The sequence below is a fragment of the Pseudomonas sp. GW456-L12 genome (assembly GCF_059424045.1).
Map to the genome: position 1 here is coordinate 410,813 of NZ_JBWKZA010000001.1, position 23,691 is coordinate 434,503.

Sequence of the window (23,691 nt, forward strand, 5' to 3'; positions counted from 1 at the left end):
ACCTTCGCAAACCCTGTGCCAAACGCCTACTCACAAAGGTTGGGCGCACGGTCAGGAGCATGCAGGCGCCGAACAGGATCTGCGCCAGCGTACAGGACAAGGGGAAAGCAGCGTCATCCCGCACTACAGAGGAGCAACGGACCGAAACGCGGCCACTGCCGACGGAAACGAAAAAAGGGTCCCGAATGGGACCCTTTTTCGATGAGCTACAGACCTTTGAGAATCTGTAGCTCTATGTTTGGAGCGGGAAACGAGACTCGAACTCGCGACCCCGACCTTGGCAAGGTCGTGCTCTACCAACTGAGCTATTCCCGCAAATGGCGTCCCCTAGGGGACTCGAACCCCTGTTACCGCCGTGAAAGGGCGGTGTCCTAGGCCACTAGACGAAGGGGACACGCTACCCGGAACACATGGTGTGTGTTTCGGTGTCCAGATCCGCCTCCGAAGATTTGGTTCTGGTTTCACTCAGCCCCGCCCGAAAGCAGTGCCGTTTAAAATTGGAGCGGGAAACGAGACTCGAACTCGCGACCCCGACCTTGGCAAGGTCGTGCTCTACCAACTGAGCTATTCCCGCATTGGCGTCCCCTAGGGGACTCGAACCCCTGTTACCGCCGTGAAAGGGCGGTGTCCTAGGCCACTAGACGAAGGGGACACGCTACAACATTCACTCCCTGCCGCGTTTCGCTGTGTGCTTTACGCTGCAAGTGGCGCGCATTCTATGGATGGATTGGAGGGTCGTCAACCCCCTGATATAAATTTATTTAAATCAATGACTTCGGGGTGGTTTGCGAGCCCTTTCGGGCATTTGTGCAGCCTGTGCCTTGACGCCTATATTCTGACACTCGACAAGACGCTATAGTCCACATCCTTAGGTGATGGCAATATGAAACCAGCCAGACATTTCCTATATAAGCAGAGAATCGGCCTGTTTCTGCTCGTCGACCTGCGCTAGGCGCCCCAAGGCTAAGTCACTACACTCGCCACTCGTACGCGAACCCCAGAAAGAGGTCTTACACGGTGACACCACTCATGATCACCCTGCTAGTAGTAGCCGGGATCGTAATATTGATCGCCATTGGCTACATGAACCATGTGGTGGAAAACAATAAACTGGAAAAGGCCCGTACCAAGGTCGAACTCAATGACCGCCTGCGCCGCTGCGGCGAAATCACCGAGACCTTCCCCGGCCAGTTCATGTCGCCAGGGCTCAAGTTGCTGATGACCCGCCTGGAACTCAACGTCGTTCAGCGTCTGTTGAACCTGAACAAGTCAGATGCCGCGCTCAAGGCGCGTATCGCCGAGTTGAACGCGCTGGTCGGCCAGGGCGAATCGATTCCAGTCAACAACCCGCCCTGCCCGATCCAGACCGAAGCCAAGGCCAAGGACGTGCGCTTTCTTCTGGAAGCCCTGCATGGCCAGGTGACTCGCGCCGCCCAGGACGGCTTCCTGCCGACCAACGAAGCCAAGCACTGGATCCGGGAAATCCGCCACATCCTGGTGCTGCTGCACATCGAGTTCTTCAACAACCTCGGCCAGTACGCCCTGCAGCAGGAACAACCCGGCCAGGCGCGCCTGGCGTTCGAGCGCGGTGTGCAATACCTGCGCAAGCAGCCGGACCCGGCGGTCTATCGGGAACAGCTGGAGTACCTGGAAAAACTCCTGGCCCGCTCCAACGCGATGGTGTTGACCAACACCCAGCCGGTCGAAGGCGAGGTCAACCAATTGACCGAAGGCCTGAAGGTCGTCGAAGCCGACGCCGACTGGAAGAAGAAAGCCATTTACGACTGACCGGCAACAGCCGCGCGAGCAATACGCGCGGCACGGCCTAAAGGCTGCGCCCCTGGCGGCGCAGCCTTTAGCAAGCACCTGCGGCATTACAACCGGAAATGCCCGACCATCCCCTTCAACTCCGCCCCCAACTGCGCCAGCTCGATGCTCGACGCCGCATTGCCCTGCATGGCCAGTGACGACTGATCGGCGCTGGCGCGGATACTGGTGACGCTGCGGTTGATCTCTTCGGCGACCGAGCTTTGTTGCTCGGCGGCCGCGGCGATCTGCTGGTTCATCTGCTGAATCAGCGACACCGCCGTGGCGATGCTGCCCAGCGCGCTTTCGGTCTGCAGCGCATCGCTGACCGCCAGCTTGACCAGTTCGCCGCTGCTCTGGATCTGCTGCACCGAGGACTGCGCCGCCGAACGCAAGGCACTGACCAGGCGCTCGATCTCTTCAGTGGATTGCTGGGTGCGCTTGGCCAGGGCCCGCACTTCGTCGGCCACCACCGCGAAGCCCCTGCCCTGCTCGCCGGCACGCGCCGCTTCGATGGCCGCGTTCAGCGCCAGCAGGTTGGTCTGCTCGGCGACACTCTTGATCACGCTGAGCACGGTGCCGATGTTCTGGATCTCGGCGCTGAGGCTTTCAATGCTGGAGCTGGCGCTGGTGGCCGAATCCGCCAGCTGTTCGATGCGCTGCATGCTCTGGCGCACCACCTGCTGGCCGCTTTCGACCTTGTCGTCGGCGGTCTGCGCCGCCTGCGCGGCTTCTTCGGCGTTGCGCGCGACATCGTGCACGGTGGCGGTCATCTGGTTCATCGCCGTCGCCACCTGCTCGGTTTCTTCCTTCTGGCTGCTGACTTCCAGATTGGTCTGTTCGGTCACCGCCGACAGCGACTGGGCCGAGCTGGCCAACTGTTCGATGCCTGCCTGCAGGCCGCTGACAATACCGCTCAGGCCGCTGCCCATCTGTTGCATTGCCAGCATCAGCTGGCCGATTTCGTCCCGGCGCGTCACCTCCACCGTCGCGCTCAGGTCACCGGCGGCGATCTGCTGCGCCACGCGCATCACGCTGCGCAGCGGAGTGACGATCAAGCGGGTAATGATCCAGGCCGCCAACACGCCCACCAGCAACGCCAGGGCCGAAGACGCGACGATCAACAGCGAGTTCTTTTTCAGCTCCGCCTGCATCGACTGATCCTGCGCACCGTACGCCTGGTCGACCCGCTCCATCACCTGCGCGGCGCGCTCGTGCAGTTGCTGATAGACCTTTTTCTCCTGCGCCAGCAAGCCGGTGTATTCGGCGAGCTTCTCGCTGAAACCACCGATATGCCCGACCACTTCGTTGAGCACCGTCTGATAACCGGCGTCTTTGACCAGGGTCTTGAGCTGCTCGGCCTGGGCCAAGGCCTGGTCGGCCTGTTCGATCTTGCCCTGCTCGACCTCTTCCTCGCCCTTGCGGCTCTGGTCCAGGCGCACCCGGGCTTCGTTCATGGCTTGCAGCATCAAGCGCGAAACCTGACTGACCTGATTGGCCTGCTCGACGAACTCGCTGCCCTCCTTGCCGGCGGACTCCTTGAGGCTATAGGTACCGTCGTCGGCCAGGCCGGCCTGCAGCACGTCGAGGTTGTTGGCCACGCTGGACACTGACCAACTGGCCATTTCCAGCGCCAGGTCCTTGGCCTGGGTCAGCTCGACGAACTCGTCGAAGGCCTTGCGGTAAGCCCCCAGCGCCTGCTCGACATCGGTCATCACCGGCACATTCGCCGCCGAACGTTCCTTGAGCTGCGCCGCCAGGGCCAGCAAGGCGTCGACGCCCTCGTGCAAGGCGTCCGCAGTTTTGGCGTCGCCGTGCAAGGCATAGTTCTGTTCGAGCAGGCGGACCTTGAGCAAGCCGCTGTTGAGTGACGACATCTGCTTGAGGCCATCGAAACGCTGGCTGATGGTCTGCAGGGACCAGACGCCGATGGCAGCCACCAGCGCCGTCAGCAGCAGCACCAGGGTGAAGCCGACACCCAGTTTTTTCGCCATGCCGAGGTTGGCAAAACGTCCGTTCGTGGCCGAATTCATTGCGCTCAGTCCCCTTCCAGTCCCCAATGGCAACAGGGCCATTGTCCAGTTTTGCAGGTTCGCAACGGGCTGCACTGGAGCACAAGTCTCTGGCGTCGGAATAATGGCAAAAAGCTACGTTCAGGTCGTTTTCAGAATGGTCGAGGTCGATCCGGTACAACCCAGGCAACGCTTGGTCACCAGGGCCGCCCCTAAGACTGGCGAGCGTCAGATGGCGGTGGCGCCACCGTCGACCGCCAGCGCATGGCCGGTGGTGAAGGCCGCGCCGTCGCTGCACAGATACAGCACCGCGCTGGCGATTTCCTCGACCTTGCCGATCCGCCCGACCGGGTGCATGGCCGCGGCGAATTCGGCTTTCTTCGGATCGGCCTCGTAGGCGCGGCGGAACATATCGGTGTCGATCACCGCCGGGCACACCGCGTTAACCCGGATTTTCTTCTTCGCATATTCGATGGCCGCCGACTTGGTCAGGCCGATCACCGCATGCTTGGAGGCGGCATAGATGCTCATCTTCGGCGCCGCGCCGAGGCCGGCCACCGACGCCGTGTTGACGATGGCCCCGCCGCCCTGGGCGAGCATCAGCGGCAACTGGTGCTTCATGCACAGCCAGACGCCCTTGACGTTGACTCCCATGATCGCGTCGAACTCGTCCAGGGTGCCGTCCGCCAGCTTGCCCTTCTCGATTTCGATCCCGGCATTGTTGAAGGCATAGTCGAGGCGGCCGTAGCTGCTTACCACCTGGGCCATCAGGTTCTGCACATCCACCTCGTCGGTAACGTTGCAGCGCACGAACAGTGCTTCGCCACCGGCGGCGCGAATCAATTGCACCGTACCCTCGCCACCGGCGACGTCGAGGTCGGCCGCCACCACTTTCAGCCCCTGCGTGGCGAACGCCAGGGCCGTGGCCCGGCCAATACCCGCCGCTGCGCCGGTGACCAAAACGACCTGGCCGGAAAACGTCATGCTCATGGTGATGCCCTCGATGGAATGCATGGATCGGATTCGCCCAGTCTAGGCACAGGCAACGGGCACGCGGCAGCACTATCAGAGGGCCGGTTGCCGACTTATCCGCGATGGTGATGAAGGCGGCCATACGACCATCACGCCTCTGGATCGCCCCCTATTCGCTACAGCGGCAAACCTTGCGGCATCAGGGCTGAAGGTCTATCAACTAGGGTTCCATCGATCCTTGAGTGCCTGCCATGACCACCCAGACCAATCGCCAGTTTCTGCTCGCCAAACGCCCGGTGGGCGCGGCGACCCGCGAAACCTTCACCTACCAGCAGGTTCCCGTCGGCGAACCGGCGGCCGGGCAGATCCTGGTGAAGAATGAGTACCTGTCCCTCGACCCGGCCATGCGCGGCTGGATGAACGAAGGCAAGTCCTACATCCCGCCAGTGGGCATCGGTGAAGTGATGCGCGCCCTGGGCGTGGGCCAGGTGATCGCCTCGAACAACCCCGGCTTCGCCGTCGGCGACTACGTTAATGGCGCCCTGGGCGTGCAGGACTATTTCCTCGGCGAGCCGCGCGGCTTCTATAAGGTCGATCCGAAGCTGGCGCCGCTGCCGCGCTACCTGTCGGCCCTGGGCATGACCGGCATGACCGCCTATTTCGCCCTGCTGGACGTCGGTGCGCCGAAAGCCGGTGAAACCGTGGTGCTGTCGGGCGCGGCCGGCGCGGTGGGCAGCATTGCCGGGCAGATCGCCAAGATCAAAGGCTGCCGGGTGGTCGGCATCGCCGGCGGCCAGGACAAATGCAAGTTCCTGATCGACGAACTGGGCTTCGACGGGGCCATCGACTACAAGAGCGAAGACATCCATGCCGGCCTCAAGCGCGAATGCCCGAAAGGCGTCGATGTGTACTTCGACAACGTCGGCGGCGACATTCTCGATGCCGTGCTCAGCCGCCTGAACTTCAAGGCCCGGGTGGTGATCTGCGGCGCCATCAGCCAGTACAACAACAAGGAGGCGGTCAAGGGCCCGGCCAACTACCTGTCGTTGCTGGTCAATCGCGCGCGCATGGAAGGTTTTGTGGTGATGGACTATGCGCCCCAGTTCGCCGCCGCCGGGCAGGAAATGGCCGGCTGGATGGCCAAGGGGCAGCTCAAGAGCAAGGAGGATATCGTCGAGGGGCTGGAAACCTTCCCGGAAACGCTGATGAAGCTGTTCAGCGGCGAGAACTTCGGCAAGCTGGTGCTGAAGGTTTGAACGTGGCTCTTTGAATCGGGTTGTCTGTCCGATCGTTTCGCGAGCAAGCTCGCTCCTACAAGGGCCTAGGCACTCTCTGTAGGAGCGAGCTTGCTCGCGATAGCGCGAAGCGCGCTTGCACTATCGCCGACAGCCAGCACTGCGCTGCCGGATTCAGGCCAGCTCGGCCACCACGGCCGCCAGAGCCTTGGCCGGGTCCGCCGCCTGGCTGATCGGACGGCCGATCACCAGGTAATCGGAACCGGCATCCAGCGCCTGGCGCGGGGTGAGGATGCGCCGCTGGTCGTCCTGGGCGCTGCCCGCAGGACGGATCCCCGGGGTCACCAGTTGCAGCGACGGGTGCGCGGCCTTCAGCGCCTGGGCTTCCAGGGCCGAACAGACCAGGCCATCCATGCCGGCCTTTTCCGCCAGGGCAGCGAGGCGCAGCACCTGCTCCTGCGGCTCGATATCCAGGCCGATGCCGGCCAGGTCTTCACGCTCCATGCTGGTGAGCACGGTCACGCCGATCAGCAGCGGTTTCGGGCCACTGCGCTGGTCCAGCACTTCGCGGCAGGCCGCCATCATGCGCAAGCCGCCGGAGCAGTGCACATTGACCATCCATACGCCCATCTCCGCGGCGGCCTTGACGGCCATCGCGGTGGTGTTGGGGATGTCATGGAATTTCAGGTCGAGAAAGACTTCAAAACCCTTGTCGCGCAGGGTGCCGACGATTTCCGAAGCGCAACTGGTGAACAGTTCCTTGCCGACTTTGACCCGGCACAGCTTGGGGTCCAGCTGATCAGCCAGTTTCAGTGCGGCGTCACGGGTGGGAAAGTCCAGGGCGACGATGATAGGAGTCTGGCAAGCGGACATGAAGGGGCTCTCAGGCAAGTCGAAATCGGCGCGGATTGTAGCGCAAGCGACGACGCTCCGGGACCCGATGATCGGTAATTCATCGCCAACGGCAGCTTGCGTATCGATAAAACCGTGCAAATGCCCGACCCTGGCGGTAATTGTGTCGAGCCCGATACACTCCCGACACGCCGGCAACAACCCGCCCGGCTACCCTCGCCAGCCGCAACACTCCCGAACAGCACTTCCAGCCCCAGGGCCGGACGCCTATGCTGAAGCCACCACCTCGCCGCCCATCTTTGTGGTTGGCAGCCTACCTGGCAGACGATCGCACGCATGCACAACATTCCAGCTCCCCTCAATGACGATCAGAAAGCACCTGGCACGGGTGACGACAAGCGCTGGAACACCCGGGCGCTGATCGTCGACGACGATGTACCGATCCGCGAACTGCTGATCGACTACCTGGCCCGCTTCAATATCCACGCCACCGGCGTGACCGACGGCGCGGCGATGCGCCAGGCCTTGCAGGCGGAACACTTCGACGTGGTGGTGCTCGACCTGATGCTGCCCGGCGAAGACGGCCTGTCCCTGTGCCGCTGGCTGCGCACCGAGTCGGACATCCCGATCCTGATGCTCACCGCCCGCTGCGAACCCACCGACCGGATCATCGGCCTGGAACTGGGGGCCGACGACTACATGGCCAAGCCCTTCGAGCCTCGGGAACTGGTGGCGCGGATCCAGACCATCCTGCGCCGGGTCCGCGACGACCGCACCGAGCAGCGGGCCAATATCCGCTTCGACAACTGGCGCCTGAACAGCGTGCTGCGCCAGTTGATCTCCGCCGACGGTCTTGTCGTACCGCTGTCCAACGCCGAATTCCGCCTGCTCTGGGTGTTCATCGAACGCCCGCGCCGGGTCCTGAGCCGCGAACAATTGCTGGACGCCGCCCGTGGGCGCTCCATCGAAGCCTTCGATCGCAGTATCGACCTGCTGGTCTCGCGCCTGCGGCAGAAGCTTGGCGACGACCCGAAATCGCCGCAGTTGATCAAGACCGTGCGCGGCGAAGGCTACCTGTTCGACGCCCGAGACATCGGCTGATGCGTGGGCGCTTCGATACGCTGTTCGGCCGCCTGTTCGGGGTGCTGCTGATCGCGATCGTGCTCGCCCACCTGCTCGCCTTCTTCTGGTTCCGTCTCTACGGCCCGCCTCCGCGCCCGCCGGCCAGCGAATTCAGCGGCCAGACACAGCCCGGCGGCGGGCGTTTCGAGCCGCGGCCACCACGTCCCTGGTTCGGCGGCCCGATCGTGCCGCTGACCTTCCAGTTCATCTCGCTGATCATCGCCGCCTGGTACGGCGCCAAGCTGTTGACCCGGCCGATCCAGCGCCTGAGCGATGCCGCCGAGCGCCTCAGCGAAGACCTCGACAGCCCGCCGCTGGACGAGTCCGGCCCACGGGAAGCGCGGCAGGCGGCCCACACCTTCAACCTGATGCAACGGCGCATCCAGGAGCAGGTCAAGCAACGCGGGCGCATGCTCGGCGCGGTCTCCCACGACCTGCGCACGCCGCTGTCGCGCCTCAAGTTGCGCCTGGAACAGATCGCAGACAACAAGCTGCAGGGCCAGATGCGCCAGGACCTCGACGACATGATCAGCATGCTCGACGCGACCCTGAGCTACCTGCGCGAACAGCGCACCAGCGAAGCTGTGCAGTGGATGGATGTGCAAGCGCTGGTGGAATCGCTCTGTGAAAACGCCCAGGACCAGGGCGCCGACGTGCAGACCAACGGCCATTGCGCGCCCCTGCAGGTGCAGCCGATGGCGTTGCGTTCCTGCCTGAACAACCTGCTGGACAACGCCCTGCGCTATGCCGGGCATGCCCGCATCAGCCTGCAGGACAGCCGCGAGCAGGTGCTGATCCGGGTCATCGACCATGGCCCGGGCATCGCCGAAGACCAGCGCGAAGCAGTGTTCGAACCCTTCTACCGGCTGGAAGGCTCGCGCAACCGCAATTCCGGCGGCGTCGGCCTGGGCATGACCATCGCCCGCGAGGCCGCCGAACGCCTGGGCGGGCAACTGCACCTGGAAGAAACCCCTGGTGGCGGCCTGACCACCGTGGTGCGCCTGCCCCGCGTCTGAGTCGCCCGTGTGCCGGGCGGTACCCGGCTCCCGTCCACGAACCTTGCCCCCGGCGGCGTTGACGTCGCCGCCTGATCATCCGCCACCACCGTACCGCTGTAGCCGCTGTCGAGCAGCGGCTACAGGCGCTTGTCTTCGCCCCGCGCTTGGCTCGCGCTCCAGTCGGTCAACAGGCTGTAGGCCACGGCCAACAGGGTCGGGCCGATGAACAGGCCGATGAAACCGAACGCGATCAGCCCGCCGAAGACCCCGAGCAGCACGATCACCAGCGGCAGGTTGCCGCCGCGGCTGATCAGGTAGGGTTTGAGCACGTTGTCGACACCACTGATGATGAAGGTGCCCCAGATACCGAGGAACACCGCCATCCCGTATTCGCCCTTCCAGGCCAGCCAGGCGGTGGCCGGAATCCACACCAGCGGTGGGCCCATGGGAATCAGGCTGAGCAGGAAGGTGACGATCCCCAGCACCAGCGCACCCGGCACGCCGGCGATCAGGAACCCGATCAGGGCCAGGACTGCCTGGGCCGCGGCGGTGCCGATCACACCGTTGACCACCCGCTGCACCGTACCGGCCACCAGCTCGATGTAGTAGCCGGCGCGGTCGCCGATCAGGCGCTCCAGCAACCCGTGGACGAACGCCGCCAGGCGCGGCCCGTCGCGATAGAAGAAAAATACGAAGACGATGCTCAGGGTCAGCTCGAGGATCCCGCCACCGATCTGTGCGCTGCGGGCCAGCAGCCAGTTGCCGACCTGCCCCAGGTAGGGCTTGATCGCCAGCATCATCGCCGCGCCCTGCTGGTCGATGCTGTTCCACAGCCCCACCAGCCGTTCACCGACGAAGGGCACGCCGGCCAGCCAGCTCGGCGCTGCGGGCAGGCCATCGACCTGCACATCCTTGATAAAGGCGGTGGCGTCACGCACATGGTCGGCCAGGTTGAAGCCGAGCCAGACCAGCGGCGCCGCCACCAGCAGCATCCAGCCCAGGGTCAGCACGGCCGCGGCCAGGGCCTCGCGGCCATTGAGCCAGCGGGTCAGCAGGCGCATCAGCGGCCAGCTGGCAAACGCCAGGACCGCCCCCCAGAACAACGCGGACCAGAACGGCGCCATGACCCAGAAGCTGGCGCCGAACAGCACCAGAAGCAGGATCTGCACCAACAGGCGATCATTATTGAGCATTTGGAATCTCGAGAAAGGTCAACTCACCAAGCGTAGGCGAACGGTGGATGCCCGTTCGCCCAAGCCCGTTCAATGCAGCGGTTCAGCGCAGCAGCTCAAGACGCAGGCCAGGGGCCTCGCGGCTGCCGCTTTCCATGCGTGCCGCCCGCACGCCCTGGCCGATCAGGGCCTGGCGCCAGGCTTCGGCATTCGGCCCGGAAACACTGACCCGCAAGGTGGTATCGAGGTTCAACCCGCGCGACAGCAAGGTCAGCCAGGTCGGCTGGGGCTCGCCGCCGAGCTTGGGCAGGTCCAGCTCGCCGGTGTCCTTGAGCTGGCGCAACAGGGTGGCCGAGGTCGGCAACAACTCGCCCAGGGGAGTACTGGCGTCGAATTGCTCGACATGCAGGTACGCCCGGCGGTTGCCGCGGGTAATGCTGTACAGGGCCACCAGCGAATTGTCGTTGGGTGCGGCCAGGCGCAACAGCAGGTACGCCTGCTGGGCATCGGCGCCATACAGCTTGGCGTTGCCGAACACCTCGTTGGCCCACAGGCTGCTTTCCCCGCAATCGCGGGCCTGGCACCAGAACAACAGTTCGGCGCCCTGCCCCTGCAAGGCTTCGCGGGCGGCGGTAAAGGCCGCGGTCGAGGAATGCTCCGGCGGCAACTCGTAGGTCACCGAAGTCGTGGTGCCACGAGCGCCGACCTGGCCATCGAAACGCAACTGGCCGCTGATCTTGCGGATCGAGCCCATGGGGTAGATCCGCTCCATCTCGGCCGCCGGACGATAGTCGACGATCTGCGCGTCAGGCATGCGCGGCACGATCGGCAAGTCATGGCTGCCGGGCAAATCGGCGGCGAACAGCAAGGGGCTGACAGCGGACAACAGCAGGACACTGAATAAACGCATGGGTGCTCTCATCGGATCAGCATGGCCTGGGCGCCCTTGATGACACTGGCGTCATCCGTGCGTTGCGGAACCAGCAGCCCGCGCTGCACCGCCGGCCGCGCCTCGAGGGTCGCCATCCAGCGTTGCAGGGCCGCCAGGCCGTCCACCGAAACCCCGGACCATTCATGGCCTCGCACCCAGGGAAAGGTGGCGATATCGGCAATGCTGTAGTCGCCGGCAAGGAACTCGACCTCCTGCAAGCGGCTGTCGAGCACCTCGTACAGGCGCCGGGTTTCATGCTGGTAACGATCGATGGCGCCCTGGAGCTTTTCCGGAAAATAACGGAAGAACACGTTGGCCTGGCCCTGCATCGGACCGATGCCGCCCATCTGGAACATCAGCCACTGGATCACCCGGGAACGGCCCTGGGGATCGCTGGGCAGCAGTTGCCCGCTGAGTTCAGCCAGGTAGATGAGAATCGCGCCGGACTCGAACACCGCAAAATCGCCGTTGGCGCGGTCGACAATCGCCGGAATCCGGCCATTGGGATTGATCTTGAGAAAGCCTGGAGCCTTTTGTTCCTTCTTGTCGAAACTCAGGGCATGCACCGTATAGGGCAGGCCGAGTTCCTCGAGCACGATAGAGACCTTGTGGCCATTCGGGGTCGCAGCGGTATAGAGATCTATCATGGTTGTCTCCCATTTCAACCCGCCCAGCCTCGACAGTTGCCTGCTGCAAGTCAAGAAACGGCGAAAAACCTATTGAAACAGTCTGCAACAAGGATCGCGCCGTCTTCGTCGTTCAAGTGCAGGTGATGGCCACCGGGCAGCTGTTCCCGGCTGAAGGGTAGCCGCTCCAGCAACTCTGTGTGCTTGGCCAGCATGCCGTCGGCCGCCACCACCAGATGGGCCGGACAGGCCAGGCGCTGGACGAACGTCAGGGCCTGCTCCTGGGTCAGGCGCAGCGGCGAAGCCAGGGTCAGGCGGCTGTCGCTGCGCCAGGTATAGCCCTCCGGGACCGGCATCAGGCCGCGTTGCGCGAGCAGTTCGGCGGCTTCGCGGCTGACCGCGACCATGCCCTTCATCCGCGCCTCGATGGCGCGGTCCAGGGTGGCGTAGACCGGCTTGCGCTTGTCCCGCAGGTCCAGCTGGGCCTGCAGGGCCATGCCCATGCGCTCGGCGGCGTTTTCCCCGCTGGCGGTCGGCGGAATCACCCCATCGATCAGCGCCAGGTGGCTCACCCGCTCGGGCAACGAGCCGGCCAACACCAGCGAGACGATCGCCCCCAGGGAATGCCCGAGCAGGCCAAAGCGTTTCCAGCCCAGTTGCTCGGCGACCTGCAAGACGTCATACACGTAATCCCAGAGCGCATAGCTGGCGCCCAGGGGGCGGTGTCCGGAATGGCCATGCCCGGCCATGTCCAGGGCGACGATGCGCAAGCCGTGCAACCTGGGCGCCAGCCGCGCGAAGCTGTTGGCGTTGTCCAGCCAGCCGTGCAAGGCGATGACCGGCAGGCCGTCCTCGGGACCGAACAGGTGCGCCGCCAGCTCGATATGCGGCAGGCTCAGGCGGACTTCTTCCACCGCGGCGCTCATGCGCAGCTCCGTTCGGCGCGGGCCTGCCAGCGGCTGAAGAGTTTTTTCAGCAGGGCCGCGGTGTCCTGCGGGCGCTCCAGCGGGAACATGTGCCCGCCCGGCATGCTCAGGGATTCGCCATGGGGCATGCGCCCGACACTGCTGGCGTGGTGCTTCATCACCACCCGGCTCTGGCGCCCGCGCACCACCGCCAGCGGCACCTTCAACTGGCGGGGGCGGCCCGGACTGGTGTGCGGCACGCCGCGATAGATACTGATCTCGGTGGCCGGGTCGAAACGCAGCCGCAAACGGCCGTCGACCTGATGCAGGCCATGTTGCAGGTAGGCGTCGAAACACTCTGGGTCGAAGCCGCGGAACAGGGTCTTGCCGGCAAAGTACTTGCGCGCCGATTCCAGGTCGCTGAACTCCTCGCGGCGGCCCAGGGTCCGGCCGGCGGGGGTCAGGCGATCGATGAAACCGAACCGCTTGGCGGCGCGAATCACCCATTGATCGGCGCGGGTCAGCACCGGCGAATCGAGCATCACCACCCCGCGATACAGCTCCGGACAACGCAGCGCCGCATGCAGGTGCAGGACGCCGCCGAAGGAATGGCCAACACCCCACACCGGCTCGACCTGCTGTTGCAGATGGTGGATCAGTTCGTCCACCAGGTTCAGCCAGTTGTCGTCCGCCGGAAAGCGCGGATCGTGGGCGTGCTGCTGCAAATGCGCCACCTGATATTCGGGTGCCAGGGCGGCGAACAACTTGCCATAGGTACCCGAGGGAAATCCGTTGGCGTGAGTGAAAAACACCTGTTGCGACATACCGGCTAACTCATGAACAAAAAACGATGGCTGATTGTCCGCATGCCATTACCCGGCGGCAATGACAGTAACGGTCAAGAATGATGACACTCCGCTTCAGCCTATGGGTAGCACTCAACGTGCCGGCGGCGTCTGCCCCAGGGGCACCACGGCCATGGTCAGGCGCGATACGCAGCTGGCCTTGCCTTCGTCGCTGCAGAGGCGAATATCCCAGACATGGGTGGTACGCCCGATATGAATCGCCCTGGCCACCGCCGTCACCCGGCCGGAACGCAGGCCGCGCAGATGGTTGGCATTGATCTCCAGACCCACGCAGTAGAACTTGCTGGCGTCGATGCACAGGTAGCTGGCCATGGAGCCGACCGTTTCCGCCAGCACCACCGAGGCGCCACCATGCAGTAGGCCATAGGGTTGATGGGTGCGATGGTCGATCACCATGCTCGCGGTCAGGGATTCGTCGTCGAAGGACTCGAAGCGGATGTCCAGCACCTCACCGATGGTGTTTTTCTGGATCGCGTTCAGTTGCTCGATGTTCGGGGTGGTACGCCATAGGCTCATCACTACATCCTTTAGGGAGGTTATCCGCGCTCAATCCTGCCACAGCACCGCTTCGGAGCGCTCGCTCCACTCTTTGAAGCGCTCGCCGTAGGTGGCTTCGATGACATTGCGCTTGATCTTCAGGGTCGGGGTCAGAAAGCCGTTTTCCACCGCCCAACTGTCCTTCACCACCACCAGGCGGTGCAAGCGTTCATGTTTGTCGAGCGCGCCATTGACCTCGTCAAGCAGGCTTTCCAGGCTCGCATGCAGGCCGCCACGGGCGTTGCCTGCGGCGTCCTGCAAACCGGCCGTGGACAACACGCACAAGCCCAGCGGCGCACTCAGGCCATCGCCGACCACGCACACCTGCTCGATCCGCGAATGCACCGCCAGGCGGTTCTCGATCGGCGCCGGGGCCACGTACTTGCCCTTGCTGGTCTTGAAGATCTCCTTGAGCCGCCCGGTCAGGCGCAGATTGCCCTCGGCGTCCTGCTCGCCCTTGTCGCCGGTACGCAGGAAACCATCCGCGGTGACGGTTTCCGCGGTCTTCTGCGGGTCCTTGAAGTAGCCGAGCATGGTCGCCCCGCTACGCACCTGGACCTCTCCGGCCTCGTCGATCCGCACCTCGACGTCCGGGCAGGGCCGGCCGATCCAGCCGGGTACATGCTGGCCGCTACGGCCAATATGGGAATAACCGCAACTTTCGGTCATGCCGTACACCTCCAGCACGTCGAGGCCCAGGCGCTGGTACCAGTCCAGCAGGGTCTGCGGCACCGGCGCGGCGCCGGACAAGGCGACCCGCAGGGCGTCCAGCCCCAGCCCGGCCAGCACCTTGTGCCCGATCCGCTTGCCGATGAAAGGCAGGCCCAGCAGGAACTCCAGGCGCTTGGCCGGGACCTTGCTGTACACGCCCATCTGGAACTTGGTCCAGATCCGCGGTACGCCGAACAGCGCCGTGGGCCGCGCCCGCTGCAAGTCGGTGAGAAAGGTCTCCAGGCTCTCGGCGAAGAACACCGTCTGCCCGGTATAGATCGCCGCCATCTCGACGAACATGCGCTCGGCCACATGGCACAGCGGCAGGTAGGACAGCAGCCGGTCCGTCGGCCCGAGGCCGAACAGCTGGGTGCCGCGTGAAGCCGCGAAACCCAGGGTGCCGAAGCTGTGCATCACGCCCTTGGGCAGGCCGGTGGTGCCCGAGGTGTAGATGATGGTCGCCAGTTGCTCGGCGGCGGGGTTGGGGTCGTCCTGGATCGGCGAGCACTGCTGCAACTCGTCCCAAGTGAAGTCGAAGCGGCCTTCGGGACAGATCGGCAGGCTGATGGTGGGCAGCCCGGGCTTCACGCCGGGGGCCATCGCCGGCCAGTCGTCGAGCTTACCGATGAACACCAGGGCCGACTCAGAATGCTCCAGCACCTGGGCCACCGAATCGGCGGTCAGGTTGGGATACAGCGGCACGGAAACGTGACCGGCCATCCAGATCGCCAGGTCGGCGATGATCCAGTGGGCGCAGTTCTTGGAAATGATCGCGACATGACTGCCCGGCGGCAGCTCGCGGGCGCGCAGCCAGTGGGCGGCGCAGCGGGCCTGGTGGCCGACGTCGGCCCAGGTCAGTTCTTCGACCCGGCCACCCCCCAGGGGCTGGACCAGGAAACGTTGGCGGGGATGACGAGCTTCGCGCTCGTAGAACACTTCCAGCGGCAAACGAAAAGCAGCAGACATGCGACTCGCTCCTTTGTTTTTGTTCTGATCGTGAGGCTAGCCAACCAAGCACTTGCTCGGGCGACTATTCCACGCACAAAGGAACGCTGCAAGTTAAGAAATGTAGCGAAAAGAACAGATCGTGGTAGGAGCGAGGCTTGCCGCGATGAAGGCGGACGCGCTGCTTCGGACAGTCCGCGCCGCTTCCTTCGCGGGCAAGCCTCGCTCCCACGAGTTCGAGGGCTCTGGCTCAGGGATTCTTGATGCTGTTGAGGGTCATCAGGCCGGCCAGCGGCCAGTCGCCTTCGAGTTCCGCCAGGCCCGCGGTGTGCATCGGCTGGGGATTGCGCAGATGACCGTGCTGCAGAAAGCCGATCAGGTTGCCCACCAGCGGCTGGTGGCTGACCAGCAGCACGTTGTCCGCCGAGTCGAGCTGGGCGACCACCGACAGGGGGTTGTTGTCCGGCGTCAGCCAGGACGCGGTGCGGATTTCCGCTTCGAAGCCCAGGGCTTCGCGCACCAGCTTCGCCGTCTGCTGCGCCCGCGCATAAGGGCTGGCGATGATCGCGCTGAGCGGCTGGCCGATCAGGTGCGCAGCGCTGCGCAGCGCCTCCTCGCGGCCATGCTCGGTCAGGTTGCGCTCGGCGTCGCTGCGCGCGTGAGGCTCGGCTTCACCGTGACGCAACACCCAGAGCTTCACAGCTTGGGCTCCTCGTCACGCACCGGATGGGGCGCCGGTGGCACCACATGCGGCGCTTCACCTTCAGGGGCCCGCGGGGCCGGCCAGTCGGCGAACGGCCAAGGCTTCTGGTCGGTATGGAAACTGCCGAAACGACCGATCTGCGCCAGGAACTGGCTCAGGCTGTCGCCGAAGTTCATCAAACTGGCGCTCGGCGAGCCGTAGATCAGCCGGTAGATCAGTTGCACCAGCACCAGCGCGCCAAGGATGAATTGCGCCACTTGCCAGACCAGCACGAACACCAGCATCCACAGCACACGCAGCAGGATGGATTCGTACTTGGCTTCGGAATTCGTATCGTTCATGTCTCGCTCCTGTCCTGCTCAGTTGAAACCACTGGTGGAGATAAAATCGACATCGGTTTTCGGCTCGCCGCGCATCAGCAGCTCGATGACCTGGTTCAGCGTGCGCCCCTCAAACAGGATGGCATGTAATCCGGCCACCAGCGGCATATATACGCCCACTTCCTGCGCCTTGACCTTGAGCACCTTGAGGGTGTTCACGCCTTCGGCCACCTCGCCGAGCCGGTCCACCGCCTCTTCCAGGCTCAGGCCTTCGCCCAGGGCAAAACCGACCTGGTAGTTGCGGCTCTTGGGCGACGAGCAGGTGACGATCAGGTCACCGACCCCCGCCAGGCCGAGGAAGGTCATCGGGTTGGCGCCCTGGCTGACGGCGAAACGGGTCATTTCCGCCAGCGCCCGGGTAATCAGCATGCTCTTGGTGTTTTCCCCCATGCCCAAGGCCACAGCCATGCCGGCAATGATCGCGTAGACGTTCTTCAACGCCCCGCCCAGCTCGACGCCGAAGCGGTCGGCGCTGGCATAGACGCGGAAGGTCCGGCCATGCAGGGCCGCCTGCACACGCTGGCAGAGTTCTTCGTCTTCACTGGCGACCACGGTGGCGGTCAAGGCGTGTTCGGCCACTTCACGGGCCAGGTTCGGCCCGGACAGCACGCCGATCCGCGCTTGCGGGGCGATGTCTTCGAGAATTTCGCTCATCAGCTTGAAGGTCTGCGCTTCGATGCCCTTGGTCAGGCTGACCAGCAGCTTGCCGGCGAGCAACTGCGCATGGGGCGCCAGCACCGAGCGCAGGGCGCTGGAGGGCAAGGCGACAAAACACAGGTCACTGTCGTTCAGGGTGGCCAACAGATCGGTCACCGGCTCCACCGCCGGATGAATCTTGATGCCTTTGAGGTAACGCGGATTTTCGCGATGAATGCGAATGGCCTCCGCCTGCTCCGGGTCACGCATCCACTGCCGCACCCGATGACCGTTCTCGGCCAGCAGATTGGCCACGGCGGTACCAAAGCTTCCGCCTCCCAGGACCGCGATAGGGCGCTGTTCAGTCATATGCAATCCGTCAATCCATACAGTGGCGATGGCGGCATTATACGGGGCGCCCCTGCGGCGGCCAGCCCTGTGAACAATTAGGCACAAATGCCGGGAAAACACCGATTAGGACGGGGAATGTCGGGGTTATCGACTGGAAAACCCGGTCATCTCGGTTAACATGCGCGGCAATTACTCGTTATCAAGGCTGTGCCGTGTATCCTGGCCCTCCCCTCTCCCGCCCATCCCTGTTGCTGGCGCTGCTTTGCAGCACCCCGGTGCTGGCCGACGATCTGTTCCTGGACAGCCAGCCGCTGCCGGAAATCCTCACCGCCACCCGTCTGAAACAGTCCCCCGCGGCCGTGCCCGGCAGCATGACCGTGCTCGACAGCGAACTGATCAACGCCAGCGGCGCCCGCGATATCAGCGAGCTGCTGCGCCTGGTGCCGGGGATGATGGTCGGCAATATCAGCGGCAACCAGGCCGCGGTGAACTATCACGGCACCAATGCCAGCGAAGCACGCCGCATGCAGGTGCTGATCGATGGGCGCTCGGTGTACCGGGCAGGCCTGGCCACCGTGGACTGGAGCGACATTCCGGTGGCCATGGAGGACATCGAGCGCATCGAGGTGTTCCGCGGCCCCAATACCGTCAGTTACGGCGCCAACGCGCTGATGGCGGTGATCAACATCATCACCCGCTCGCCCGCCAACAGCCACGGCACGCGGATCAAGGTCACCCGCGGCCAGCGCGGCATCAGCGACTGGTACGCCAGCCAGGGCACCGGCTGGGATACCGGCGACCTGCGTCTGTCGCTGTCCGGGCAGGAGGACGACGGCTTCGACAGCGATCGCAACGGCGCCGACTACCGCGACAGCCGGCGCTTGAACCGCTTCAGCCTGTCGGTCAGCCAGATGCTCGACGAGCGGCAGAGCATCGACTGGCAACTCAGCGCCAAGGAAGGCAGCAACCAGCGCCCCTATACCTACCGGCCAGTGTTCTCCGGCATCACTTCGGCCGGCTACAACTCCGACGTGATCGCCAAGGACTATGCCGGCTCGCTGCGCTGGAACCTCGACATCAACCCGGAGCACAGCCTTTATATACAAGGCTCGGCCCAGCACTGGGACCGCCAGCAGAACTGGCGCGCCTGTGACGCCGAAGTGTCGTTCAGCCCGGAACTGACCCGCCTCTGGCAGCTCAACCCGAACTACGCCGAACTGCTGGCCCGGCACATGGACAATTTCACCGGCTCCGGCGCCCCTCCAGGCACCGCGGCCGAACAGGCCCTGGCGAACCAGGTGCTGACGCAATGGAAGGACGGCGCCAAGCGCACGGTCTGCGGGGATATCGACCAGAGCGCCCGCGAATCGCGCTACGACCTCGAACTGCAGGACACCCTGAGCCTGTCCGATGGCGTGCGCCTGGTCAGCGGCCTGAACTATCGCTACGACCGCGCCGACTCGCAAACCTATTTCAACGGCACCCTCGACGACAGCACCTGGCGCGCCTTCGGCCAGCTGGAATGGCGCGCCACCGAACACTGGCTGTTGCAGGGCGGCGCCATGTTCGAGGACTCGCAACTGAGCGGCAGCTCGCTGACCCCGCGGGTGGCGGTCAACTACCTGATCAACCCGCGCCACGGCCTGCGGGCGGTATATTCGGAAGCAATCCGCTCGCCGGACATGTTCGAGAACAACGTCAACTGGAGCTACCGGGTCACCAAGCTGAGCCCGACCGCCTACGGCCAGCCCAGCGCCCAGTACTTCGTCAAGACCCGCGGCCCGGGCAACCTCGACCAGGAACGCATGCGCTCACGGGAACTGGGCTACAACGGCTTTTTCGCCGATCTCGGGCTGAACCTCGATGTGAAGCTGTTCTACGACGAAATCAGCGGGATGATCAGCGAGCCGCTGCGCAACAACCAGTACATCGCCAGTAACAGCAACAGCTCACGCTTCGCCGGCACTGAAACCCAGCTGGACTGGCGCCTGGACCCGGCGGACCGGCTGCGCCTGACGTACGCCTATGTCGACGCCGAGGCCAGCAACCCGCTGGACGAGCAATTGACCGCGCGCCACAGCGGCTCGGCGGGCTGGTTGCGCGACTGGGGCCAGGGCTGGTCCAGCGCGCTCTTCTACTATGGTTCCAGCGCGCTCAACGGGTATCGCTTCGAACGGGTCGATACCCGCGTCGCCAAGCGTATCCCCTTGGGCAAGGGCAGCCTGGAGCTGGCCGGCGTGCTCCAGCAACGGCTCGACGACGAGCCCACTACCTTTGTCGACAACAACTATGACTCGCACCACGTCCTCTACTTCAGTGCGGAGTTGACGTTCTAGCATGAGCCACCGTCAGTCAGGGATGACGCCTGCCTTGAGCCGATTCCGGGTTCGCCTGCTGCTGTTCTGTTGCCTCTGGGGTGCACTCCCCGCATGGGCGGCCCAGGTGTTGCTGACCGGCGCCGAAGACAGCGCCGGCGTGCAGGCCTTTGCCCAGGCACTGGCGCAACAGCGGCCACAGGACGACGTGCGCTTCGAGCCCCTGGCCAACCTGCCTGCCCCCGGTCAATTGCCAGCGGGCACCCGTCTGATCCTGCTCGACCCGGCCAGCCTCGAATGGCGCCAGCAGGAGGCCCAGGGCCCGGCCACGCTGGTGTTGCGCATCGGCCGGATCCAGGCTCAGCAGCGCCTGGGGACAACGTCTTCGCCCCAGCTGAGCCTGTTATGGAGCGACCCGCCGCTGGCTCGGCAATTGCGGCTGATCCGCAAGATCCTGCCCCAGGCCCGGCGGATCGGCGTGCTCTACGGCGCCGACAGCGAATTCCTGCTCAAGGAGCTGCACCAGGCCGCCCATCCCCTGGGGCTGGAAATCGTCGCCGAACGCTGGGACGACACCAATGACAGCCGTCCGCTGCAAAGCCTGCTGAAAAGCAGCGACGTCCTGCTGGGGCTGGACGATCCGCAGTTGTACAACCCGAAAACCGCGAAGAACCTGTTATTGAGCAGCTATGCCCGGCAACTGGCGCTGATCGGCCCCAATGCCGGCTTCGTCAAGGCCGGCAGCCTGGCCAGCACCTACAGCGACCAGGAAGACTGGCTGCAGGTGCTCGACGATTTGCTGGACCGGCCCACGACCCACTGGCCGCGTACCCTGTATCCACAACCGTTCAAGGTGTTGAGCAACCCGCAAGTGGCACGCTCCCTGGGTGTCGAACCGATTGACGAGCAATCGGTGGCGACCCAGCTGGCCGAAGGAGAAAAACGCCCATGACCTTCCGTCGCCGTTGGGACATCAGTACCCGCACCCAGATCATCTGCCTCGGCCCGGCGCTGCTGCTGACCCTGCTGCTGATCAGCTTCTTTACCTTCGTACGGATCCAGGATCTGCGCCAGGAGCTGAACCACACCGGCCAGTTGATCGCCAACCAGCTGGCGCCGGCCACCGAATACGGGGTGATCTCGGGCAACAGCGAAGGTCTCGAGAGCCTGCTCAAGGCCACCCTGGCCACGCCCCACGTGCGTTTTCTCGAAGTCCAGGACAGCCGCAACAAGATCCTGGTGTACGTCGAGCAGCCTTCGGAGACCCACAACCGCTCACAGCAGGTCGAAGTGTTCCAGGCCCCGGTGCGCCTGCAACGCATCCAGCTCAGCAACGATTTTTTCCAGGACGACCCGAGCGCCAGCGTGAGTCCGAGCGAGGACTACCTGGGGCGGGTGATCGTCGGCATGTCCAACGACGCCTTCAGCCAGCGCCAGCAGGAGATCCTGTTCAAGGCCGGCATCCTCGCGCTGTTCGCCCTGCTGTTCACCTTCCTCCTGGCCCGCCGCCTGGCGGCCAGCCTGTCGCAGCCGATCAGCGCCATGGGCACCGCGGTCAAGGCCATTCAACAGGGTGACTTCAAGACTCCGCTGCCGATCGTCGACGACGCCGAGCTGGGCGATCTTTCGCGGCATATCAACAACCTGGCCGCCGGCCTCGAGCAGGCCAGCCGCGAGCAGCACCAGGCCATGGCCCAGTTGATCCAGACCCGCGAAGAAGCGGAGCGGGCCAACAACGCCAAGTCGGACTTCCTGGCGATGATGAGCCATGAACTGCGCACGCCCATGAACGGCGTGCTGGGCATGCTGCAACTGCTCGAAACCACCGAAATGACCGATGAACAGCACGAATACGCGGCGCTGGCCTCCGAGTCCACCGAGCACCTGCTCAAGGTGATCAACGACATCCTCGACTTCTCGCGCATCGAGCGCTCGGCCCTGGAGCTGGAGCACATCCCGTTCAACCTCGCCGAACTGATCAGCAGTTCGGCCCAGGCCTTCCAGCACAGCGCCGCGCAACGCGGGCTGGACCTGCAACTGCGACTGCCGCCCGGCATGGAGTCGCTGCAGGTCAAAGGCGACCCGACGCGCATCCGGCAGATCCTGGTGAACCTGATCGGCAACGCCTTGAAGTTCACCGAGCAAGGCAGCGTCACCGTCGAGCCGCAATGGCAGGCCCTGGACCACGAGCTGCTGTGGTTCACCTGCAGCGTGCGCGACAGCGGGATTGGCATCAGCACCGAAAGCCTGGAACTGATGTTCAACGCCTTCCAACAGGCCGACAGTTCGATTTCCCGGCGTTATGGCGGCACCGGCCTGGGGCTGCCGATCGCCCGCACCCTGGCCGAACGCATGGGCGGCACCCTGCGCGCCCAGAGCGAGGAAGGCCGCGGCTCGGTGTTCACCCTGGAGATCCCGCTGGCGCTGTACCAGCAAAGCCTGCCGGTGCTGGCGCCGCGGGTGCACAGCGGGCATGCCCATGGCGAAGGACGCAACGTGCTGCTGGTGGAAGACAACCCGGTCAACCAGACCGTGATCCAGGCCATGCTGCGCAGCCTGGGCTTCACGGTCAGCATCGCCACCGATGGCGCCCAGGCCATTCGCAGCGCCGAGAGCCTGATCTTCGAGGCGATCCTGATGGATTGCCGGCTGCCGCTGATCGACGGCTACGAAGCCACCCGGCAGATCCGCCAACTGCCCGGATGCGCCGATCTGCCGATCATCGCCTTGACCGCCAACGCCTTGCAGGGCGACCGCGAAGCGTGTTTGTCGGCGGGGATGAACGATTACCTGGCCAAGCCGTTCAAACGCACGGATCTGCAGCAAATTCTCCAACGCTGGGTGCAGTAGCGGCCACTTATCGACCATCTGCGACTGGCGTGGCGGGCGAAAGTGCGGCAGTCTTAGGCACCCGAACAGGCCCCTCACAGGGCCTGTATAATAATTTCAGTGCACAAGTGTACATTCATGTCCCTTGTGCTGTGACTTTCACCACAACGCAATAGTCTATGAGTAGGCTGCCGGCTCGAGGCATGAACGCTTCGATCGGCCGGGAAGATTTGCCCCACCCTGCCGCATGGGACTATTGAGGAGCTCGCATGACCAAACAAAACGCCTTTACTCGGGAAGATCTGCTGCGCTGCAGTCGCGGTGAGCTGTTCGGCCCAGGTAACGCGCAACTGCCCGCCCCGAACATGCTGATGGTGGATCGCATCACTCATATCAGCCAAGAGGGCGGCAAGTACGGCAAAGGTGAATTGGTCGCCGAGCTGGATATCACCCCTGACCTGTGGTTCTTCGCCTGCCACTTCGAAGGCGATCCGGTGATGCCGGGCTGCCTGGGCCTCGACGCCATGTGGCAACTGGTCGGCTTCTTCCTGGGCTGGCAAGGCCTGCCGGGCCGCGGTCGCGCCCTGGGCTCGGGCGAAGTGAAGTTCTTTGGCCAGGTGCTGCCGACCGCCAAGAAAGTCACCTATAACATTCATATCAAGCGCGTCCTCAAGGGCAAGCTGAACATGGCCATCGCCGATGGTTCGGTCAGCGTCGACGGCCGCGAAATCTACACCGCCGAAGGCCTCCGGGTCGGCGTTTTCACCTCCACTGACAACTTCTAAGG

General features: G+C 64.2%; 21 protein-coding genes, 4 tRNA genes and 1 pseudogene. 8 read left to right on the top strand and 18 right to left on the bottom strand.

Annotation, left to right across the window (positions count from 1 at the left end; translation table 11 throughout):
* Positions 1-239 precede the first annotated feature (239 nt).
* The 4 genes from AC07Y9_RS02080 to AC07Y9_RS02095 form a co-directional block, all read right to left on the bottom strand.
* Positions 240-315 (bottom strand) — tRNA-Gly (locus AC07Y9_RS02080).
* Between the two features lie 3 nt (positions 316-318).
* Positions 319-394 (bottom strand) — tRNA-Glu (locus tag AC07Y9_RS02085).
* 104 nt (positions 395-498) lie between these two features.
* Positions 499-574: transfer RNA gene (locus AC07Y9_RS02090), tRNA-Gly, on the bottom strand.
* Positions 575-576: 2 nt separating this feature from the next.
* A tRNA-Glu gene (locus tag AC07Y9_RS02095) sits at positions 577-652 on the bottom strand.
* Positions 653-1,017: 365 nt separating this feature from the next.
* Here AC07Y9_RS02095 and AC07Y9_RS02100 point away from each other — a divergent pair.
* Positions 1,018-1,788, top strand: coding sequence for a hypothetical protein (locus tag AC07Y9_RS02100; RefSeq protein ID WP_007931618.1), 771 nt, complete (start codon positions 1,018-1,020; stop codon positions 1,786-1,788).
* 86 nt (positions 1,789-1,874) lie between these two features.
* On the opposite strand, the gene AC07Y9_RS02105 is transcribed toward AC07Y9_RS02100, so the two are convergent.
* The 3 genes and pseudogenes from AC07Y9_RS02105 to AC07Y9_RS02115 form a co-directional block, all read right to left on the bottom strand.
* Positions 1,875-2,756 (bottom strand): methyl-accepting chemotaxis protein, encoded by an 882-nt coding sequence (locus tag AC07Y9_RS02105; RefSeq protein WP_371858165.1) that lies wholly within the window; start codon positions 2,754-2,756, stop codon positions 1,875-1,877.
* Positions 2,739-3,881: pseudogene (locus AC07Y9_RS02110) on the bottom strand (HAMP domain-containing protein); the annotation flags it as partial. The pseudogene AC07Y9_RS02110 and the gene AC07Y9_RS02105, both read right to left, overlap by 18 nt.
* Positions 3,882-4,046: 165 nt before the next feature.
* Positions 4,047-4,808: an SDR family oxidoreductase gene (locus tag AC07Y9_RS02115; protein ID WP_102678494.1), complete on the bottom strand. Its 762-nt coding sequence runs from the start codon at positions 4,806-4,808 to the stop codon at positions 4,047-4,049.
* A gap of 233 nt (positions 4,809-5,041) precedes the next feature.
* Between AC07Y9_RS02115 and AC07Y9_RS02120 the strand changes: the two genes are divergently transcribed.
* Positions 5,042-6,046, top strand: a complete 1,005-nt coding sequence (locus AC07Y9_RS02120; RefSeq protein WP_102678429.1) for an NADP-dependent oxidoreductase — start codon at positions 5,042-5,044, stop codon at positions 6,044-6,046.
* Positions 6,047-6,199: 153 nt separating this feature from the next.
* Here the strand turns inward: AC07Y9_RS02120 and pyrF are convergent, their stop codons facing one another.
* The gene (gene pyrF, locus AC07Y9_RS02125) at positions 6,200-6,898 is read right to left on the bottom strand and encodes an orotidine-5'-phosphate decarboxylase (RefSeq protein ID WP_007931610.1); all 699 of its coding nucleotides are present in this window, start codon (positions 6,896-6,898) and stop codon (positions 6,200-6,202) included.
* Between the two features lie 315 nt (positions 6,899-7,213).
* Between pyrF and AC07Y9_RS02130 the strand changes: the two genes are divergently transcribed.
* Positions 7,214-7,978 carry a response regulator gene (locus AC07Y9_RS02130; RefSeq protein WP_007931608.1) on the top strand — a complete coding sequence of 255 codons (765 nt, stop codon included), beginning with the start codon at positions 7,214-7,216 and terminating at the stop codon, positions 7,976-7,978.
* On the top strand, positions 7,978-9,015 hold the full coding sequence (locus AC07Y9_RS02135; RefSeq protein WP_102678430.1) for a sensor histidine kinase: 1,038 nt from the start codon (positions 7,978-7,980) through the stop codon (positions 9,013-9,015). The genes AC07Y9_RS02130 and AC07Y9_RS02135 overlap by 1 nt, the downstream gene beginning before the upstream one ends.
* Before the next feature lie 119 nt (positions 9,016-9,134).
* On the opposite strand, the gene AC07Y9_RS02140 is transcribed toward AC07Y9_RS02135, so the two are convergent.
* From AC07Y9_RS02140 to AC07Y9_RS02185, 10 genes are all read right to left on the bottom strand, one after another.
* Entirely contained in the window at positions 9,135-10,190 is a 1,056-nt protein-coding gene (locus tag AC07Y9_RS02140) for an AI-2E family transporter (protein ID WP_053260176.1), read from the bottom strand.
* Positions 10,191-10,272: 82 nt separating this feature from the next.
* Entirely contained in the window at positions 10,273-11,079 is an 807-nt protein-coding gene (locus AC07Y9_RS02145) for a DUF4892 domain-containing protein (protein ID WP_173679741.1), read from the bottom strand.
* An 8-nt stretch (positions 11,080-11,087) separates the two neighbouring features.
* A complete protein-coding gene (locus AC07Y9_RS02150) occupies positions 11,088-11,747 on the bottom strand; it encodes a glutathione S-transferase family protein (protein ID WP_007931599.1) in 660 nt (219 codons plus the stop codon).
* A 50-nt stretch (positions 11,748-11,797) separates the two neighbouring features.
* Complete coding sequence (locus tag AC07Y9_RS02155; protein ID WP_102678431.1) at positions 11,798-12,652, bottom strand: alpha/beta hydrolase; 855 nt, start codon at positions 12,650-12,652, stop codon at positions 11,798-11,800.
* Entirely contained in the window at positions 12,649-13,455 is an 807-nt protein-coding gene (locus AC07Y9_RS02160) for an alpha/beta fold hydrolase (protein WP_102678432.1), read from the bottom strand. Before AC07Y9_RS02160 ends, AC07Y9_RS02155 begins: the two co-directional genes overlap by 4 nt.
* 114 nt (positions 13,456-13,569) lie before the next feature.
* Positions 13,570-14,013: a hotdog fold thioesterase gene (locus AC07Y9_RS02165; protein WP_007931583.1), complete on the bottom strand. Its 444-nt coding sequence runs from the start codon at positions 14,011-14,013 to the stop codon at positions 13,570-13,572.
* A gap of 30 nt (positions 14,014-14,043) precedes the next feature.
* Positions 14,044-15,711, bottom strand: coding sequence for an AMP-binding protein (locus AC07Y9_RS02170; RefSeq protein WP_102678433.1), 1,668 nt, complete (start codon positions 15,709-15,711; stop codon positions 14,044-14,046).
* A 229-nt stretch (positions 15,712-15,940) separates the two neighbouring features.
* Positions 15,941-16,390 (bottom strand): phosphohistidine phosphatase SixA, encoded by a 450-nt coding sequence (gene sixA / locus AC07Y9_RS02175; RefSeq protein ID WP_102678434.1) that lies wholly within the window; start codon positions 16,388-16,390, stop codon positions 15,941-15,943.
* Complete coding sequence (locus AC07Y9_RS02180; RefSeq protein WP_007931570.1) at positions 16,387-16,734, bottom strand: DUF4389 domain-containing protein; 348 nt, start codon at positions 16,732-16,734, stop codon at positions 16,387-16,389. Before AC07Y9_RS02180 ends, sixA begins: the two co-directional genes overlap by 4 nt.
* Positions 16,735-16,752: 18 nt before the next feature.
* The gene (locus AC07Y9_RS02185; protein ID WP_007931569.1) at positions 16,753-17,778 is read right to left on the bottom strand and encodes an NAD(P)H-dependent glycerol-3-phosphate dehydrogenase; all 1,026 of its coding nucleotides are present in this window, start codon (positions 17,776-17,778) and stop codon (positions 16,753-16,755) included.
* Between the two features lie 194 nt (positions 17,779-17,972).
* On the opposite strand from AC07Y9_RS02185, the gene AC07Y9_RS02190 reads away from it, so the two are divergent.
* The 4 genes from AC07Y9_RS02190 to fabA all read left to right on the top strand — a co-directional run bounded on the left by AC07Y9_RS02190 (position 17,973) and on the right by fabA (position 23,689).
* Positions 17,973-20,096, top strand: a complete 2,124-nt coding sequence (locus AC07Y9_RS02190) for a TonB-dependent receptor plug domain-containing protein (protein WP_102678435.1) — start codon at positions 17,973-17,975, stop codon at positions 20,094-20,096.
* Position 20,097: 1 nt separating this feature from the next.
* Entirely contained in the window at positions 20,098-21,027 is a 930-nt protein-coding gene (locus tag AC07Y9_RS02195) for an ABC transporter substrate-binding protein (RefSeq protein ID WP_173679742.1), read from the top strand.
* The gene (locus tag AC07Y9_RS02200) at positions 21,024-22,925 is read left to right on the top strand and encodes an ATP-binding protein (RefSeq protein WP_053260166.1); all 1,902 of its coding nucleotides are present in this window, start codon (positions 21,024-21,026) and stop codon (positions 22,923-22,925) included. Before AC07Y9_RS02195 ends, AC07Y9_RS02200 begins: the two co-directional genes overlap by 4 nt.
* 248 nt (positions 22,926-23,173) lie before the next feature.
* Complete coding sequence (gene fabA / locus AC07Y9_RS02205; RefSeq protein ID WP_007931558.1) at positions 23,174-23,689, top strand: 3-hydroxyacyl-[acyl-carrier-protein] dehydratase FabA; 516 nt, start codon at positions 23,174-23,176, stop codon at positions 23,687-23,689.
* Positions 23,690-23,691 lie beyond the last annotated feature (2 nt).